Here is a 15358-nt window from a genome sequence, read left to right on the forward strand (position 1 = left end):
TGCACCATGTCTGAAGACCCTTTGAAAACTCTGTCCGACCTTGCCAGCGATGCCCATGCCCGCATCCAGGCAACCCATCAGCACATCAATCCGGTGGTAGAGGTGCGCCGTGGTATGCGTGATGCCGGTATACCGGCGGATGTGATGACCATCGACTGTCTGCGTACCCGCCGAAGGATTACGCTCATACTGCACGATGAACAGCCCGGCATTCTTCTGTACCAGTTCGTGACCATCGAAGATGAAGTAGGCAACGACTTCCAGCAGATGGCGCTTGGCGATATGTCAGCAACCAAACTGTTCGAGTGGATTCAGGAGTATTTTGCCTGACTTACGCAGACTCTGGCCGACTCTGGAGTAAGCTTGGGTTAACCAATAACAACAGCTCGATAGGTTTCCCGCATGTCTCCAGCCGCGAAGATTCTCCTTGCCCCTCTGTTAGGTATTGCGCTGGCCCTGACCGGGTGTGATTCCGGTCCGGATTCATCGGCAGCCAATAGTGCAGGACACAGTGCGCCGACGGCCACTACAGGGCAGGCCAATCAGAAGGTACTTGATCAGCGACCATTCGATAATCGTGACGATTTCGAGAACGCGCGGCGCGGTCTGATTGCCCAGGATCCGGAGCTGGTCATTGATCATCTTGAGGGGGGCCAGGTCTGGAACATGCCGGCCTACGACTTTATCGATGAGAACGGAGAAAACGCTCCGGCTTCGGTCAATCCAAGCCTTTGGCGTCAGGCTGCGCTCAATAACATTCATGGTTTGTTCAAGGTTACCGACGGGCTTTACCAGATCCGGGGTTACGACCTGGCGAATATGTCGATTATCGAGAGCGATACCGGGTGGATTCTGGTGGATCCTTTGACCGCCCGGGAGACTGCCAGCAAAGCCTTCCTGTTTGCCAGGGAACACCTCGGCGAAAAGCCGGTGCGTGCGATTCTCTTTACTCACAGCCACATTGATCACTTTGGTGGCGTGCAAGGCATTCTTCAGCACCTTTCGGATGAAGAAAAAGCCAATCTGCGCATTATCGCGCCAGCCGGATTCGAGGAAGAAGCAACCAGTGAGAACATCATCGCCGGCCCCGCGATGACGCGGCGGGCGATGTTTATGTATGGCAAGCGCCTGGAGCGGGATGAACGCGGCCATGTTGGCACTGGCCTGGGTAAAGGGCCCGCGTTCGGCACCTTTGGTTTTGCCCCGGCGACGGATCTGATCAGCGAAACCGGCGCGGAGCTGACGGTGGACGGTGTGCCAATGGTTTTCCAGATCGTCTCTGGTTCTGAGGCGCCGGCAGAGTTCACCTTCTATCTTCCCGAGCATAAGGCCTTTTGCGGTGCCGAGCTGGTCAGCCGCAATATGCACAACATCTACACCCTGAGGGGCGCGAAGGTTCGGGATGCCCGTCTATGGAGCAGCTTTATCGACGAGGCAAAGACCCTGTTTGCCGACGCCGATATTTATTTCGGTAGTCACCACTGGCCGTTGTGGGGGCAGCAGAACATCCAGGACTTCCTGGGGGTGCAGCGGGATACCTACAAGTTCATCCACGATCAGACAGTGCGTTTGATGAACCGGGGCGCCACGCCCAGTGAGATCGCCGACCAGTTGTCGCTGCCGCCAGAACTGAACCAGGCGTTTCACAACCAGGGCTACTACGGCACCGTGTCCCACAATGCCAAAGCGGTGTATCAGCATTACCTGGGCTGGTTTACCGGGAATCCGGCTCAGCTTGATCCATTGCCCGAAAGCGAATCTGCCAGACGTTATGTGGCGATGATGGGCGGTGCGGACAAAGTGTTGGAAAAAGCTCTTCAGGATTTCGAGGCGGCATCGGACATGGGAGTGGCCAAGGGGCGTGATACCTACCGTTGGTTGGCGGAATTGCTCAATCATGTCGTCTTCGCCGAGCCGGATAACGACGATGCCAAACAACTATTGGCCAGAGTCTATGATCAGCTCGGTTATCAGGCGGAATCCGCCCCCTGGCGGGACTTCTATCTGACGGGGGCCTATGAGCTGCGTCACGGCTCGCCGGAAGAGGGCATCAAACCGGCGATGATGAGAGAGGTGCTATTGAATACGCCAGTATCGCTGTTCTTCGACAGCATGGCGGTGCGGTTGAAGGCCGAAGACGCAGAGGGCGAGAACACTACCATCAAGATTGTATTCACCGATCTGCAGGAAAGTTATTTGCTGACTCTGAAACATTCAGTGCTTCATAACCGTCTGGTCAGTGAGGGCACTCCCGCTGATGCCACATTGCGTCTGACGCGGCCTCTGTTTGTAGACCTGTTGATTGGACGGGCAGGGCTGAAGGAACTTCTGTTCAGTGACGAGATCAGCTTTGAGGGAAGCAGGCTCGACCTGATAGGCTTCTTCAGCATGCTGGACAAGCCTCAGGGCCGGTTCAATATCGTTACACCCTGATGAGTACTTTATGAAATCTGTTGCACTCCTCGATGGCGGCCTGGGCCAGGAAATCTACCGCAGGGCCATGAACGTTACGTCACTGCTCTGGTCAGTGGCGGTAATGCGGGAGCAGCCGGACGTTGTTACCGATGTCCATGCTGACTTTATCAGGGCCGGCGCCCGTACCCTGACACTGAACACCTATGCCGCAACGCCCACACGACTGGCCAGAGAAGACCTTGGTGACGAGATTGGTGCAATCCATCAACGGGCGTTTGAGGTATTGGAGCGCGCCATCGAGCTAACGGGCGCAGACGTTGATATCGCCGGTTGCCTTCCACCCCTGGTTGGTAGCTACCGGAGCCAACCTGCCCGGACTTTCGAGGATTTGAAGTCGGAGTTCGATATCCTCGTTAAACTGCAGAGAAGGGCAGATGTCTTCCTCATCGAAACCATGACGAACTCCCTGGAGGCGAAAGCCGCCTGTGCCGCCGCCGGTGAATCAGGCAAGCCCTTTGGGGTGGCGTTCAGGCTGGAAACGGATGGCAAGCTCCGGTCGGGGGAAACGCTTGCCCAGGCAGTCGAAGCAGTGAAGCCATTCGGGCCAACGGCGATCATGCTCAATTGCTGCGACCCGGAGGTGATTTCGCAGGCAATGCCTGAACTGACCGGCCTTTTCCCATGCACGGGTGGTTACGCTAACGCGTTCAAAACGGTTGAACCAATGGCCGGCGGAGCGCTGGTGGATGAACTGGAAGCCAGGCCGGACGTTTCTCCCGGGGTGTATGGGCTTCAGGTAAAACAGTGGTTGGAGGACGGCGCAGGTGTCGTTGGCGGCTGTTGTGAAATCACGCCCGAGCACATCAGCCACTTGGCCGATGTGCTGACAGGCGAGTATAACCTGGTACGGTTCTCGGAATTGGCCCGCAGTTAGCCGGCGAGTCGAGGACTTTTGGTTCTGCGCGCTTCCACGGCACGTCTGGAACGACGTGCCTCGATGTATTGCATCGCATCGTTCCGGATGGGAAGGTGCAAGGCGCCTTCCAGGTCATGGCGGTCATAGCCTAGATCCGAAAGCGTATCATCTTTCTCTTTTAGCAATGACTCTGCCATACGGCGGAATTGTTGGCGTCTGGAATATCCCTCAATCCAGGAGGTGATCGGCTGCATTGCGGAGTTTGCGTGATGCTCTGTGCTCTTCAACATGTCTACGGCCCCGACTGTTGGTGAATGGCTTGCAGCAGCTCGTTTGGAGACGTTGTGTAACTCGCTTACGGGTGCCTACAGCCGCTATTCTGGTATTCTCTTTGCCTTCAATCAAACGAAAAGAATTTAAGATCTCGTTCAGTTATGCTTAAGGCAGTTGCCGGCCATAAATCTATCCGTAAGGTCCGTCCATGAATATGCCTCTGCTTGATAACGATGTGCTCCGGAGTTTTGTTGCCATTGCGGAACATGGCACGTTTACCAGCGCCGCCAAAGCCGTTCACCGAACACCTTCCGCCCTGAGCATGCAGATCAAACAGCTTGAGCGGAACCTTGGGAAAACCCTCTTTGTTCGCGAACCCAGGCGAGTCACGTTAACCGCAGAAGGTGAGGTTCTTCTTGATTATGGGCGCCGATTGTTGCGCCTGAATGAAGAGGCCGTGCAGTATTTCGTTTCGCCAACCCTTGAGGGGAAAGTGGGTATTGGCACTTCCGACGATGTTGGTACCCGAATTCTGCCGGAAGTTCTGGCAGAATTTGCCAGATCCTATCCCGCCGTGCTGGTGGACGTTGTGGTTGGCTCGAGCAAACAGAATCTCGCGCGCCTGGATGCCGGTGAACTGGATATGACCCTCGTGACTGTGGCCGATGAGGGCCGTATTCCCCGCGGTGAGGTGGTCCACGAGGAACCGCTGGTCTGGGCCGGGCGAGAGGGCTCATCGGCTTACCAGCGTTCTCCGCTGCCGATTGCCATGGCCCATGAAGGATGTGCCTGGCGGCGTATGACCCTTCGGACACTGGACAAAGCGGGTATTCCTTACAGGATTGCCTACACCTGTGAGCATTGTTCCGGCCAGGAGGCCGCCATGCTGGCAGATCTGGCCGTGGCCCCGTTTCCGCAAAGCCTGATCCGTCCGCCTCTGAAAGAGGTAGCCGGTGATACCCTGCCAGAAATCGGCTTCTATCAGCTCGCGCTGGTGCGCCGGGGTTCAAATCCCCTTAATGACGCGCTTGCCTCGCATGTCAAAGAAGCATTCCTCGGTCTACGCTAAACGGACCTGCCGGGAATGCTATTTTGCATATCCTCTAGCCGCCCGACTTTGAATCAAGGAAATCATTGATGACAGTTTATTTCGTCCAGGCTTTTATCTACCTGGTGGCAGCGGTAATCGCTGTGCCCCTGGCAAAACGCCTGGGGCTTGGCTCTGTCCTCGGGTATCTCGTGGCCGGTGTGGTGATTGGTCCGGTCACGGGGCTGGTGGGGCAGGAAGCCAATACCATCCAGCATTTTGCCGAGTTTGGCGTGGTAATGATGCTCTTCCTGGTGGGTATGGAACTCGACCCCAGGGCGCTCTGGGCCATGCGTGTGCGCCTGGTCGGTCTGGGTGGGCTGCAGGTGGTGCTGACGGCGGCAGCCGGTATGGCTGTGGCTGTCTGGCTCGGGCTGCAGTGGCAGACGGCGCTTGCGGTCGGCCTGATCTTTGCGCTGTCATCTACGGCGATTGTCTTGCAGACCCTCAACGAAAAGGGGTTGGTCAAAACCGAAGGTGGTCGTAGTGCTTTCTCGGTTCTGCTGTTTCAGGACATCGCTGTCATTCCCATGCTTGCGCTGATTCCCTTGCTGGCTTTGCCGGAGCTCATGGGCGCGGCGAGCACCTCCGATGGTCATGGTGGCAACCTGAGCCTGGTGGACAGTCTTCCTGCCTGGGCCCACGGCCTGGTTGTGGTGGCGGCTATCGCTTCGGTGGTTGTGGGTGGTCACTATCTGAGCCGCCCCCTGTTTCGTTATGTGGTGCAATCAGGCCTGCGTGAGGTGTTCACAGCCACGGCGTTGATGTTGGTTATCGGGATTGCGGCCCTGATGAGTCTGGTGAACCTTTCCCCAGCTCTAGGGGCCTTTCTGGCCGGCGTGGTGTTGGCCAACAGTGAATTCCGGCATGAGCTGGAAGCAAATATCGAACCCTTCAAGGGACTGCTGCTGGGCCTGTTCTTCATCACCGTTGGCGCCGGGATCAATTTCGATGTGTTGTCGGCGCAATGGAGCACGGTGGTCTCACTTGCGGTCGCCGTGATCGCGGTCAAGGCTGCGATACTGCTCGGCCTGGCGTTGCTGTTCAGAGTGCATGGCAGTAATGGCTGGCTGTTCACGCTGTCCCTGGCCCAGGCCGGGGAATTTGGCTTTGTGCTTCTGACCTACAGTGTCCAGAACAACGTGATTCCCGTGGAAACGTCCCAAGTCCTCTCTCTGGTGGTAGCGCTGTCGATGTTCCTGACGCCGTTGCTGTTTATCGTGTACGACCGGATTGTTTTGCCCCGTTATCGTCGTTCACAGAACGATGACCGTGAGGCGGATACCATCGACGAGCAGGCGCCCGTTATTGTGGCCGGTGTCGGTCGTTTCGGCCAGATTGTCTGTCGGTTGTTGCGGGCCAATAAGGTTCCCATCGTGGCGCTGGACCATGAGATAGAACAGATCGAGAACCTCCGGCAGATCAATATCAAGAGTTTTTTCGGGGATGCGAGTCGCCCGGATTTGCTGGAAACCGCAGGCATCGAACAGGCCCGGCTGCTGGTGGTGGCTATCGACGACCGTGACCGTTCGGTGCAGATGGTGGAGCACGTGAAGCAGTTCTTCCCCGGTGTCTGGGTGCTGGCCCGCGCGTTCGACAGAGGCCACGGATACCGATTGCGAGAGGCCGGGGCCGATGATGTGGTGAGTGAAACCTATCATTCGGCACTTGAGCTCGGCGGTCATGCCCTGACCGCCATGGGTGTGCACCCGATGCGTGCCCGTCAGATGACCTGGGCCTTCCTCGACAATGAAAAAGCCCACGAGGATGAGCTGTTCGACGCCTGGAAGGAAATCGAGGAAGGCATCCGGTTCAGCCCCCGTTATGGTGAACTCTTCATGAAGCTTGAAGAAGCGCTTAGCAGCGCCATGCATCGGGACTGGGAAGAACCAAAACAGGAGGATGTTCCCATATGGCGACCGCCCGACCGCTGACAGTGCAGTAACGCTGGGCTAAATTATTGTCTATGCGGCTGTAGAGGTCAGTATGGTGTTCAGGAAAACGCTTGTTGTCTCGGGAATGGTTTTTGCCGGATCCTGCCTGGCCGCCGAATCGGGCCAGGGCGACTGCATTGCCAGCAGTATCCAGCCGGAAGCCATTGATCTGGACAAGCCGAGAGATCTGCTCGCCCGCCAGAACGATCTGGTGATTCCGGAAGATGCGCGCATCGGCGACATCCGAATTCTTCGCCGCCCGATCTTTGATACCACCGACCCTGAGCAGAACAACGCGCTCTATCGAACTCTGAACGCGCTCAACACGCCTACCTGGGAGTCCGCCTTGCGTGCCCAGTTGGTGTTTGAAGAAGGAGATGTCTACGAGCCCGAGCTTATCTCCGAATCCGAGCGGGTGCTGCGCCAGCGTGAGTATTTGACCGCTGCCTGGGTAGGCGTAACCCGTGTTTGTGGCGATGAAGTTGAGGTAAGCGTGCTTACCAGGGATACCTGGACACTGTTCCCGAGCGTGGGGGTATCCCGATCCGGGGGCGAAAATACCACCAACTTCGGGTTGTCTGACCCCAACTTTGCCGGATCAGGCAAGAGCTTCGGAATCGGCTATGCGAAGGACCCGGACCGCACCGAAACCAGTCTGTATTTTGATGACCCGAACGTACTGGGTTCGCATTGGCAGGCGGGGTTCTCGTTCGACGAGAGAAGCGACGGCCGGGGCCGAGGCGCCTACCTTGAGAGGCCTTTCTTCAGTGAGACCACCGACTGGCGGTTTGGCCTGAGCGGCATCGATGACGTACGGGAGGAATCCCGCTACGTTGGAGCGGAGGCCATTGCCGATTATCGGCGCAGCCAGGAGTTCTTCAGTATCGATGGAGGCTGGCGCCTGGCTGAGAGAGACAGCCGGCAACTGAGGTTGCTCGCCGGATACCGCTACGATGCACTCATGTTCGACCGTTTGCCCAACGAACCCGATCTCGACATCCTCCCGGACGACCGGACCCTGAGTTACCCCTGGGTTGGCTTTGATTACCGCCAGAACCGTTTCCGTGAAATGACCAACCTCACCCGGCTCCAGCGGGTGGAGGACGTGCGAGACGGTTTTATATGGCGAACCGAGCTGGGCTACTCGGGCAGCGGGTTGGGCGCCACGGAAGATCGGGTGGTTCTCAACATGGATTTCCAGGATGCGCTGCACGCTTCGGAGACCAACTACGCCAGCTATTCCCTCAGCCAGAGCGGCACTTACCGTTTTGACGAGGATCGGGTTGAAAACCTGCTGGGCACAGTGAGCGTTCAGTACTTCCATGGCGGCTCGGAGCGCTGGAACAGCTGGTACACCAACCTCGCGTTCACCGCAGCGCACAATCTGACAGCGGATCAGCAACTGCTGATTGGCGGGGAGAACGGTCTGCGTGGCTATCCCAGCGAATACCAGCAGGGTAACCGCCGGGTACTATGGACCCTGGAGCGGCGCTATTTCCCGGACTGGCATCCGTTCAAGCTGTTTCGGGTAGGTGGTGTACTCTTCACCGACGTCGGCCGGGCCTGGTTCACTGACGACCGGAACAGTGGGTCGGACGAAGGCGTGCTGAAGGATGTTGGCTTCGGCATACGGCTGGCGTCCAGTCGGATCGAGGTGCAGCGCATGCTGCACCTCGACTTCGCCTTTCCCCTGGATGGCGACGAAAGTATTGATGATTTTCAGGTTCTGTTGAGGGGCCGGAGCCGGTTCTGAGCCAACTTGATATTGATCAATTGGCCAATCCATGATCACATTACTGATATGTAATCAGGTCCTGATGTCGCAAAGGTAAAAAAAATGAAGTTGTTGTTGGGTTTCCTGCTATTCGCCTTCTCCTCGGTTGTATTCGCATCTAACTCCCTTGTTCGCATTGATTGCCAGGAAGATACAAACGGTGCGGCCGTCTACCTCGACGGTGCCTATCAATTCGAATGCGAGGATTATGCAAAACTCCCAATTCTGACAACCGCAGGCGCCCATGAGCTGCGAGTGGTTCGTCCGGTCGGTCGGGAATTTGAACAGGTATTCGTCAAAAGAATTGAGCTTCGTGCCGGAGTGCCTGAGCGGGTTCGTGTTTCCCTGCCGGATAAAACCCTGACAGCTTATGGGCAGAAGCAGGAAGCCCTGCGCAAGGAAGAGGCCAGAATGGCAGCAGAAAAGGCAGAACAGCGACGTCGGGAACAGGCCCGGATTGCCGCTCAAAAGGCCGCGCAGGAGCAACTGGAGAAAGATCTGGCGAGTGCTCGGGCTGGAAATGCCGCCGCAATGGAGCGCATGGCACAGAGGTATCGTTCAGGGAATGGTGTGCCCGACAACGCGCAGACAGCTTCCGAATGGGAAGCGAAGGCGGAGCGTCAGAAAAAGATCGATGATCTCGAGGCCAGCAAGATGGAATATTTTGCGATGTCTGAGTCCGCGCTTCTCGGGATCTATGGTGATGACCCGGGCTCTTCCCAAATTATTTCGGCGCCATGGATTGTAGCCCCAACGTTCACGGCTGAACTGCTTTCGACACCGGTAACGACCACTGACCAACAGATTAAGGACAGCAGGCTGGAAACATTGCGTCGCCAAACGGCTGCGGCCCGCTGGGCGAACCCTGACTCTCTGGTCGCGAGGGCCGCGGACAAACTCTGACGCTTCTTCGCTGTGAAATTCCGCCTGCTTCTTTCTGGCCTGGCGCTTTTGGCGTTGGGAGGCTGCTCCAGCTTAAGCACGCTTGAGTTGGATGGCTCTCGTGCAGCAGCGATAGAACCCGATGACCGTTTTTCGGATCTGAGCAGGCTGGTGACAGGAAAGCAGGGCAGTGATGCAGACTTCCTGATTGAACTAACGAAGCACCGCTCCGATACGTCCTATAAATGTCGGCACCCGGCCTATGCCTACTATTTCTCACAAAGGCTGGGTGAGTCCCTGGACTATAGAGAGTGCCCTCCAACCGTCCCTTTTTATCTGCTGGATCGTGAGAAAGGCGGATATCAGTTCTCCGTAGCGCCGGACCTTGTCCGCAGCATACACATAATGTTTGCCTCACCAGGCGAGTCGGTTGCCTCCCAATTCGGTCATCTTTCTATTCGACTCATCGTCTGCCCCTCCAGGTCCTCGAGTGATGCCGAGTGCAACGAAAACATTTTCGATCATGTGGTTCTTGGCTACGTTGCCCGAATCAATGAACTTGAGATGAGCCTGATCAAAGGCGCGTTCGGCGGATACGACGCCCATCTGACCGGCTTTTCCTTTATGGAAGCTTACCGAACCAATACCTTACTTGCGGACAGAAACCTGTTCTCAATTCCCCTGAATTTGCGCCCTGAACAGACCGAACAAGTGGTGCGAGAGTTGTCGGAGATTCACTGGAGCTTCAGGGGTAACTACCGCTTTTTCACGAATAATTGTGCAACCCTCCTGCAAGACACTCTGGCAGCCCTCGTGGAACAGGCGTCAGATGAACCCACCGTAGCCGGTAATCTGGAAACGGGGTATCTACGCCCCGACTCTTTTTTCAAAGCGCTCAGGCGCAGCGAACTGGCTGACGACCGTGTTCTCGAGTCTCTGGAAAGGGCGGAGCAGGAAGGATTCTACTTTTCCAGCACCCGTCCCTATTACGAACGGGCGTTCGAACTGGTCAGCCAGACTGCGGGCTGGAATTCTCCCTCATCACTTGATGAATACTTAAGCACACCGGCCAAGAAGCGCCTGCTGATCGCTTTGAAATCCGACGAGCTATTGGAAGTTTACGCCTATGACCAGCATGCCAGGGAAGCTCATTTGCTGCTGGAGGAAAGGGCCCTGATCGGCCTTGAACAGGCCCGGCTCCAATCACTGATGAACCTTTTAGGCGACCCGGAGATTATGGCTTCGCTTCAGAACGGTTTGAATGAGATGGAGCACGATACCCATCGGCGGTGGCTTGAACAGTGTGTCCTGCAACCGGTTCGGAAGCTTCAGGGGCGTTTGCCGGTGTCGAAGGGAATACCAGGCCCCGAATTCATGCAGCTGTTTCCATCGGTCGGGACAGACTGCGATCAGCCTGGATCTCTGGTCATTGCCAAACGGCTGGTAAACGACTGGCTGCCCGAGGGGCACGGGAGTGTCCGGGCGTTGAGAAATTTCAGTCTTGAAATCGAACAGACCCACGAAAACCTTGCCTACCTGAGGACGCTGTAATGAAGACCGTTCGCCAGTCCCCTTTTCTGTTTGCACTTGTTTTGGCTGTTTTTGTCCAGACAGTCGCAGCCAATCAGCCAAAACCTGGCGGTGACAACATGGAAGAGATGTTGAAACAGCTTGAAATGCTTGAGCAACTGGATCAGCTGGATCGTCAGGACTTCAGCGCCGCCGTCGACAAGGCCTATGAATGTGTGGACACAGGGAATTTTTCCTGCGCGGATCGGCAGCTCAAAGAGGCGGAGAGACTGGTTTTCGATGAACCGTCCCGGAAACGTCTGGCAGAAGCCCGGGACTATCGACAGGAAATGCACAGAATTGCCGAGGAAGAGAAAAAGCGCCTGGCGATGGAGCGCCGGATTCAGGAATGCAGTGCGAATTGCCCGATTCGGGAAGAATACGAAGATTGCGTCGACGGTTACCAGAATCCGAGGTACTGCCGTGAGCCCTCTTATGATCAGCCTTCCAGTTCCAGTTCCAACAACACGATGCTAATGCTCAATCAGACCGTTCAGCAGTTCAAACAGTTCACCGAAAACCAGTTGGCTCAGCAGCGGCAGCAGCTTGAGATGCAACAGCGTATGTATGAAGAGCAAAGGCGCCGTGAGGAGGCCATCAAACGTCAGCAGGAGCAACAGCGGCGGGAGATGGAGCGTAGACGCTCTCAACAGCTTGCCGAGGCAGAACGTAGGGAAGCTGAACTGATCGAAAGGCGACAGCTCGCGGAAGAGGAGCGGCGACGGCTTGAGGCACGCCGACAGGCTGAGGAAGAAGCCCGCCAAAGAGCAGAAGAACGCCGTCAGGCTGAGGAGGCTCGGAGACTGGCACGTCAGCAGGAAATACTGGAGCGCCAGCGTGCGCGAGAGCGTGAAAAGGCAGAGCGCGAGGCTCGTCGGGCGGCTTATCTGGCAACAATGCAGCAGGGTATAAAACTCTATGGCCGATCTTGTCCGGGTCCCTCAAAGCACGTTTTCGGAACTGTCCCAAGCATCAAGCCGGAAGAGGTGGGATGCCTTGATGTCTATTTCGAAGTCTATTGCCCGGGCTCCGCAAGTGTTCAGCATCGTGGTGTTATGGACACGATGTTGAACAATGTGAACGGTTGCTACGGTGACACAGAGGAAGTGCCCGAGACCTTGCCCTGTGCAGCACGCGAGTTTCGCGTCAAGGTGACCAAGGTCACAAGCTGTTGAGATTGACGTTTACCACGTGTCCACAAACCGCCCATTTCCACGTCCGCCAGGGTCTCCGGCGGACGTGGAATTAAGCCCCCTGACCAGCCAGGCCCGCGTTTCCTGAGGGTCGATGACCGCATCGATCTCCAGGTAGCTGGCCACGTTGAGCGCCTTGCCCTGCTCATACGCTTTGGCCACAAAGGCATCGAACATCTTTTTTCGTGACTCTTCGTCACGCTGGGCGGCCAGCTCTTTGGCAAAGCCCAGACGCACGGCACCTTCCCAGCCCATGGGCCCGAACTCACCGCTGGGCCAGGCTGCGGTGAAGAAAGGCGTGAGCATGCTGCCCGCCGCCATGGCCTGGGCGCCGAGACCGTAAGCCTTGCGCAGAATCACGGTGAAGAAAGGCACAGTAAGATTGGCTGCAGCCACAAACATTCGTGAAACGTGGCGAATAGTGGCCTGCTTTTCGGCGTCAGGCCCCACCATGAAGCCCGGTGTGTCGCACAGTGACAGGATCGGCAGGTTGTGAGCGTTGCACAGCTGCATAAAGCGGGCAGCCTTGTCCCCTGCGTTGGCATCGACCGCCCCGCCCAAGTGGGCAGGATTGTTGGCGATTAGGCCCATGGGACGGCCTTCAATACGAACCAGCGCCGTGATCAGCCCTGGCGCAAATTGCCGTCGGAGCTCCAGAACGCTGTTCTGGTCGGCGAAGGTTTCGATGACCTGGCGGATATCATAAACCCGCATGCGGTTTTCCGGGATCAGGTGGCGTAGGCGGCGTTGATCCTCGCACTGCCAGTCCTCTAAAGGGCCCTGGAAGTAAGAAAGGTATTGCTTCGCCACGCGTACGGCTTCTGCTTCGTTATCAACCAGGACATCAATCACCCCGTTGGGGCCCATAACCGAAACTGGCCCCACTTCTTCCGGGCTGAACCGCCCAAGGCCGCCGCCCTCAATCATCGCGGGCCCTGCCATGCCCAGGTTGGCATCTTCAGTGGCAATGATGGTGTCGCAGCAGCCGAGCAGGGCCGCATTGCCCGCATAGCATCGACCGGACACGATACCGAGCGTAGGCACCCGCCCGGAGAGACGAGCCATGCTGACAAAGGTATGACAGTCCAGAAAGGACACGCCATTGGTGTCGGTGTCGGATGGTCGACCACCACCGCCTTCCGCAAAGAGAACCAGCGGAATCCGCCATTGCTCCGCCAGAGCCAGTATTCGGTCTGCCTTGCGGTGGTTGGCCAGCCCCTGGGTGCCGGCAAATACGGTGTAATCGTAGGCCATGGTTGCGCAGCGTGCCGCTTCCGCTCCAAAGTCCCGGGCGTTCACGCTACCAATGGCCGTAATCAGGCCATCCGCCGGGCTCATTTCAACCAGCTTGTCCACCGAACGTCGGCGCCGTTGTGCCGCCAGTGCCAGTGCCCCGTATTCGTTGAAGCTGTCCGGATCGAGGAGGTCTTCAACGTTTTCACGGGCGGTTCGCTGGGCGTTCTTACGTCGCTTTGCGACTGCCGCCGGGCGGCGTTCATTCGTCAGAAGGTCATGACGTTCTAGCACTTCCGCCAGATCGGCACGGACATACTGCAGATCAACCGCCTCTTCGCTCTGAATGCCTCTGGCGTCCACTTCGGCCGGTTCCAGATACGCCAGCGCTTGCCCCTCGTTCACCGTTGCGCCTGGTTCTGCGGCAACTGTGTGGACGATGCCGGATTGCGTTGCCTTGACCACGAATTCCATTTTCATCGCTTCGAGCACCGCGATGGGGTCGCCCACGGCAACTGCATCTCCCGGTACGACATCAATACTGACAACCGTGCCGGAACTGGGGGCTTGAATGCCGATCGTGCCTGCCGGCGCGGGTTTGGCTTTCGGGCTCTCGGCGGCCTCTGCCGCGAAAGTGTTGCTAAAGTGCAGAGTCGGATGGGCCGTACTGGTCTCTTCAGGGATCAGGGGTTCCAGGTGGTCTTCGACAAAGCGTGTGGTAACAGCCCAGGATTCAACGCTTGGGTGGCGGATCAGATTCTGGAGCAGGCCAATATTGCTGCTTACACCGTTGAGGCGGAACTCGCAAAGGGCCCGATACAGCCGTCGGAGTGTTGATGGATAATCGCTACCGTGGGAAACCAGTTTGGCGAGCAGGGAGTCAAACGAAGGGCTGATGCCGTAGCCGGCGTAACCATAGCCATCGACTCGTAAACCGGGGCCCGAGGGTGGCTCGTAGGTGCGGAGTGTGCCGGTAGCCGCGGTGGCATGACCATCAGCGTGAAGCGTCTCGCTGTTGATCCTTGCCTGAATCGCGAATCCTCGCACTGGTGGTGCAGATTCCAGTGCCAGATCAGCGAGGCTGTGGCCCGCAAGGAGCTTCAGCTGGGTTTGCACCAGATCAACACCGGTGATCTCTTCGGTGATCGTGTGCTCAACCTGAATGCGGGGGTTGGCCTCCATGAAATAGAAACGGCCCGGCTGGTCCTGGTCCACCAGAAACTCAAACGTTCCAAGGCCACGGTAGTTGATGGATCTGGCGAGCCTGAGGGCGCAGTCGATCATGGCATCCCGGATCGAGGTTTCCAGTGAAGGGCTCGGCGCAATCTCGATCAGCTTCTGGTTACGCCTTTGCAGGCTGCAATCGCGCTCCCAGAGGTGGCTGACGGCTCCGGTGCCGTCGCCGACTATCTGGATTTCAATGTGTCTCGCCCGACCAATCAGCTGCTCAATGTAGAGCGATCCACTGCCGAAGGCTGACTGAGCCTCGGACTGGCAGCGCTGGAAAGCCTGCTCTAGCTCCGCTTCGGTGTGAACCGCCCGCATGCCCCGGCCGCCGCCACCGGCAATCGCCTTGAGCATAAGGGCTCCATGCTCATTCAGGAAAGCCCGGGCTTCACTCAGGTTCACCGACTTGTTGATTCCCTTGATCAGCGGAACGTCGCAGCGCTCCGCCAGAGCCCGGGCTGCCGATTTGTCGCCAAATCCCTCCAACACGTCTGGCGACGGGCCAATAAAGACCAGTCCGGCCTGTGCGCATTGGCGGGCAAAATCGGCGTTTTCCGCCAGAAATCCGTAGCCCGGATGGACCGCATCGCAGCCATGGGCCTTTGCCACATCTACCAGTTGCGCCCCATCAAGGTAGGTCTTCACGCCACGCCCCGTTAAAGCTACTGCCTTATCGGCCATACGGGTGTGCAGACTGGTGGCATCGTCTTCAGAGAACACGGTTACTGCCCGTATACCAAGTTCGCTGCAGGCTCTGGCAATGCGGATCGCGATTTCACCGCGATTGGCTATCAGTACGGAGCGGAAAGTCATGATGCCTGGTTCCCCGGGGTGTGATTCTTATTTTGGGCGACA

At 57.4% G+C, this 15358-nt stretch carries 11 protein-coding genes; 9 read left to right on the forward strand and 2 right to left on the reverse strand.

Annotated features, from left to right (window positions below; all coding sequences use genetic code 11):
* The first annotated feature begins 6 nt into the window (after window positions 1-6).
* From ACWJ62_RS02060 to ACWJ62_RS02070, 3 genes are all read left to right on the forward strand, one after another.
* The gene (locus tag ACWJ62_RS02060) at window positions 7-330 is read left to right on the forward strand and encodes a hypothetical protein (RefSeq protein ID WP_449284701.1); all 324 of its coding nucleotides are present in this window, start codon (window positions 7-9) and stop codon (window positions 328-330) included.
* 72 nt (window positions 331-402) lie between these two features.
* Window positions 403-2433: an alkyl/aryl-sulfatase gene (locus ACWJ62_RS02065; protein WP_449284702.1), complete on the forward strand. Its 2031-nt coding sequence runs from the start codon at window positions 403-405 to the stop codon at window positions 2431-2433.
* Window positions 2434-2443: 10 nt separating this feature from the next.
* Window positions 2444-3349: a homocysteine S-methyltransferase family protein gene (locus ACWJ62_RS02070; protein ID WP_449284703.1), complete on the forward strand. Its 906-nt coding sequence runs from the start codon at window positions 2444-2446 to the stop codon at window positions 3347-3349.
* Here ACWJ62_RS02070 and ACWJ62_RS02075 read toward each other — a convergent pair.
* Window positions 3346-3621, reverse strand: coding sequence for a hypothetical protein (locus ACWJ62_RS02075; protein WP_449284704.1), 276 nt, complete (start codon window positions 3619-3621; stop codon window positions 3346-3348). The two genes, ACWJ62_RS02070 and ACWJ62_RS02075, sit on opposite strands and share 4 nt — an antisense overlap.
* A 191-nt stretch (window positions 3622-3812) precedes the next feature.
* On the opposite strand from ACWJ62_RS02075, the gene ACWJ62_RS02080 reads away from it, so the two are divergent.
* The 6 genes from ACWJ62_RS02080 to ACWJ62_RS02105 all read left to right on the forward strand — a co-directional run bounded on the left by ACWJ62_RS02080 (window position 3813) and on the right by ACWJ62_RS02105 (window position 12025).
* Window positions 3813-4673: a LysR family transcriptional regulator gene (locus ACWJ62_RS02080; RefSeq protein WP_449284705.1), complete on the forward strand. Its 861-nt coding sequence runs from the start codon at window positions 3813-3815 to the stop codon at window positions 4671-4673.
* Between the two features lie 68 nt (window positions 4674-4741).
* Window positions 4742-6625 carry a monovalent cation:proton antiporter-2 (CPA2) family protein gene (locus tag ACWJ62_RS02085; RefSeq protein ID WP_449284706.1) on the forward strand — a complete coding sequence of 628 codons (1884 nt, stop codon included), beginning with the start codon at window positions 4742-4744 and terminating at the stop codon, window positions 6623-6625.
* A 52-nt stretch (window positions 6626-6677) separates the two neighbouring features.
* On the forward strand, window positions 6678-8378 hold the full coding sequence (locus ACWJ62_RS02090) for a BamA/TamA family outer membrane protein (protein WP_449284707.1): 1701 nt from the start codon (window positions 6678-6680) through the stop codon (window positions 8376-8378).
* A gap of 84 nt (window positions 8379-8462) precedes the next feature.
* Window positions 8463-9302: a hypothetical protein gene (locus ACWJ62_RS02095; RefSeq protein WP_449284708.1), complete on the forward strand. Its 840-nt coding sequence runs from the start codon at window positions 8463-8465 to the stop codon at window positions 9300-9302.
* A gap of 150 nt (window positions 9303-9452) precedes the next feature.
* A complete protein-coding gene (locus tag ACWJ62_RS02100) occupies window positions 9453-10832 on the forward strand; it encodes a lipoprotein N-acyltransferase Lnb domain-containing protein (protein ID WP_449284709.1) in 1380 nt (459 codons plus the stop codon).
* Window positions 10833-10930: 98 nt separating this feature from the next.
* Entirely contained in the window at window positions 10931-12025 is a 1095-nt protein-coding gene (locus ACWJ62_RS02105) for a hypothetical protein (RefSeq protein ID WP_449284710.1), read from the forward strand.
* 9 nt (window positions 12026-12034) lie between these two features.
* On the opposite strand, the gene ACWJ62_RS02110 is transcribed toward ACWJ62_RS02105, so the two are convergent.
* Window positions 12035-15316: a carboxyl transferase domain-containing protein gene (locus tag ACWJ62_RS02110; RefSeq protein ID WP_449284711.1), complete on the reverse strand. Its 3282-nt coding sequence runs from the start codon at window positions 15314-15316 to the stop codon at window positions 12035-12037.
* Window positions 15317-15358 lie beyond the last annotated feature (42 nt).

The sequence above is a fragment of the Marinobacter sp. PE14 genome, from assembly GCF_053566155.1.

Coding starts and splice junctions, on each gene's coding strand:
- ACWJ62_RS02060 (WP_449284701.1), top strand. CDS start 7: ATGTCTGAAGACCCTTTGAAAACTCTGTCCGACCTTGCCAGCGATGCC.
- ACWJ62_RS02065 (WP_449284702.1), top strand. CDS start 403: ATGTCTCCAGCCGCGAAGATTCTCCTTGCCCCTCTGTTAGGTATTGCG.
- ACWJ62_RS02070 (WP_449284703.1), top strand. CDS start 2,444: ATGAAATCTGTTGCACTCCTCGATGGCGGCCTGGGCCAGGAAATCTAC.
- ACWJ62_RS02075 (WP_449284704.1), bottom strand. CDS start 3,621: ATGTTGAAGAGCACAGAGCATCACGCAAACTCCGCAATGCAGCCGATC.
- ACWJ62_RS02080 (WP_449284705.1), top strand. CDS start 3,813: ATGAATATGCCTCTGCTTGATAACGATGTGCTCCGGAGTTTTGTTGCC.
- ACWJ62_RS02085 (WP_449284706.1), top strand. CDS start 4,742: ATGACAGTTTATTTCGTCCAGGCTTTTATCTACCTGGTGGCAGCGGTA.
- ACWJ62_RS02090 (WP_449284707.1), top strand. CDS start 6,678: ATGGTGTTCAGGAAAACGCTTGTTGTCTCGGGAATGGTTTTTGCCGGA.
- ACWJ62_RS02095 (WP_449284708.1), top strand. CDS start 8,463: ATGAAGTTGTTGTTGGGTTTCCTGCTATTCGCCTTCTCCTCGGTTGTA.
- ACWJ62_RS02105 (WP_449284710.1), top strand. CDS start 10,931: ATGGAAGAGATGTTGAAACAGCTTGAAATGCTTGAGCAACTGGATCAG.
- ACWJ62_RS02110 (WP_449284711.1), bottom strand. CDS start 15,316: ATGACTTTCCGCTCCGTACTGATAGCCAATCGCGGTGAAATCGCGATC.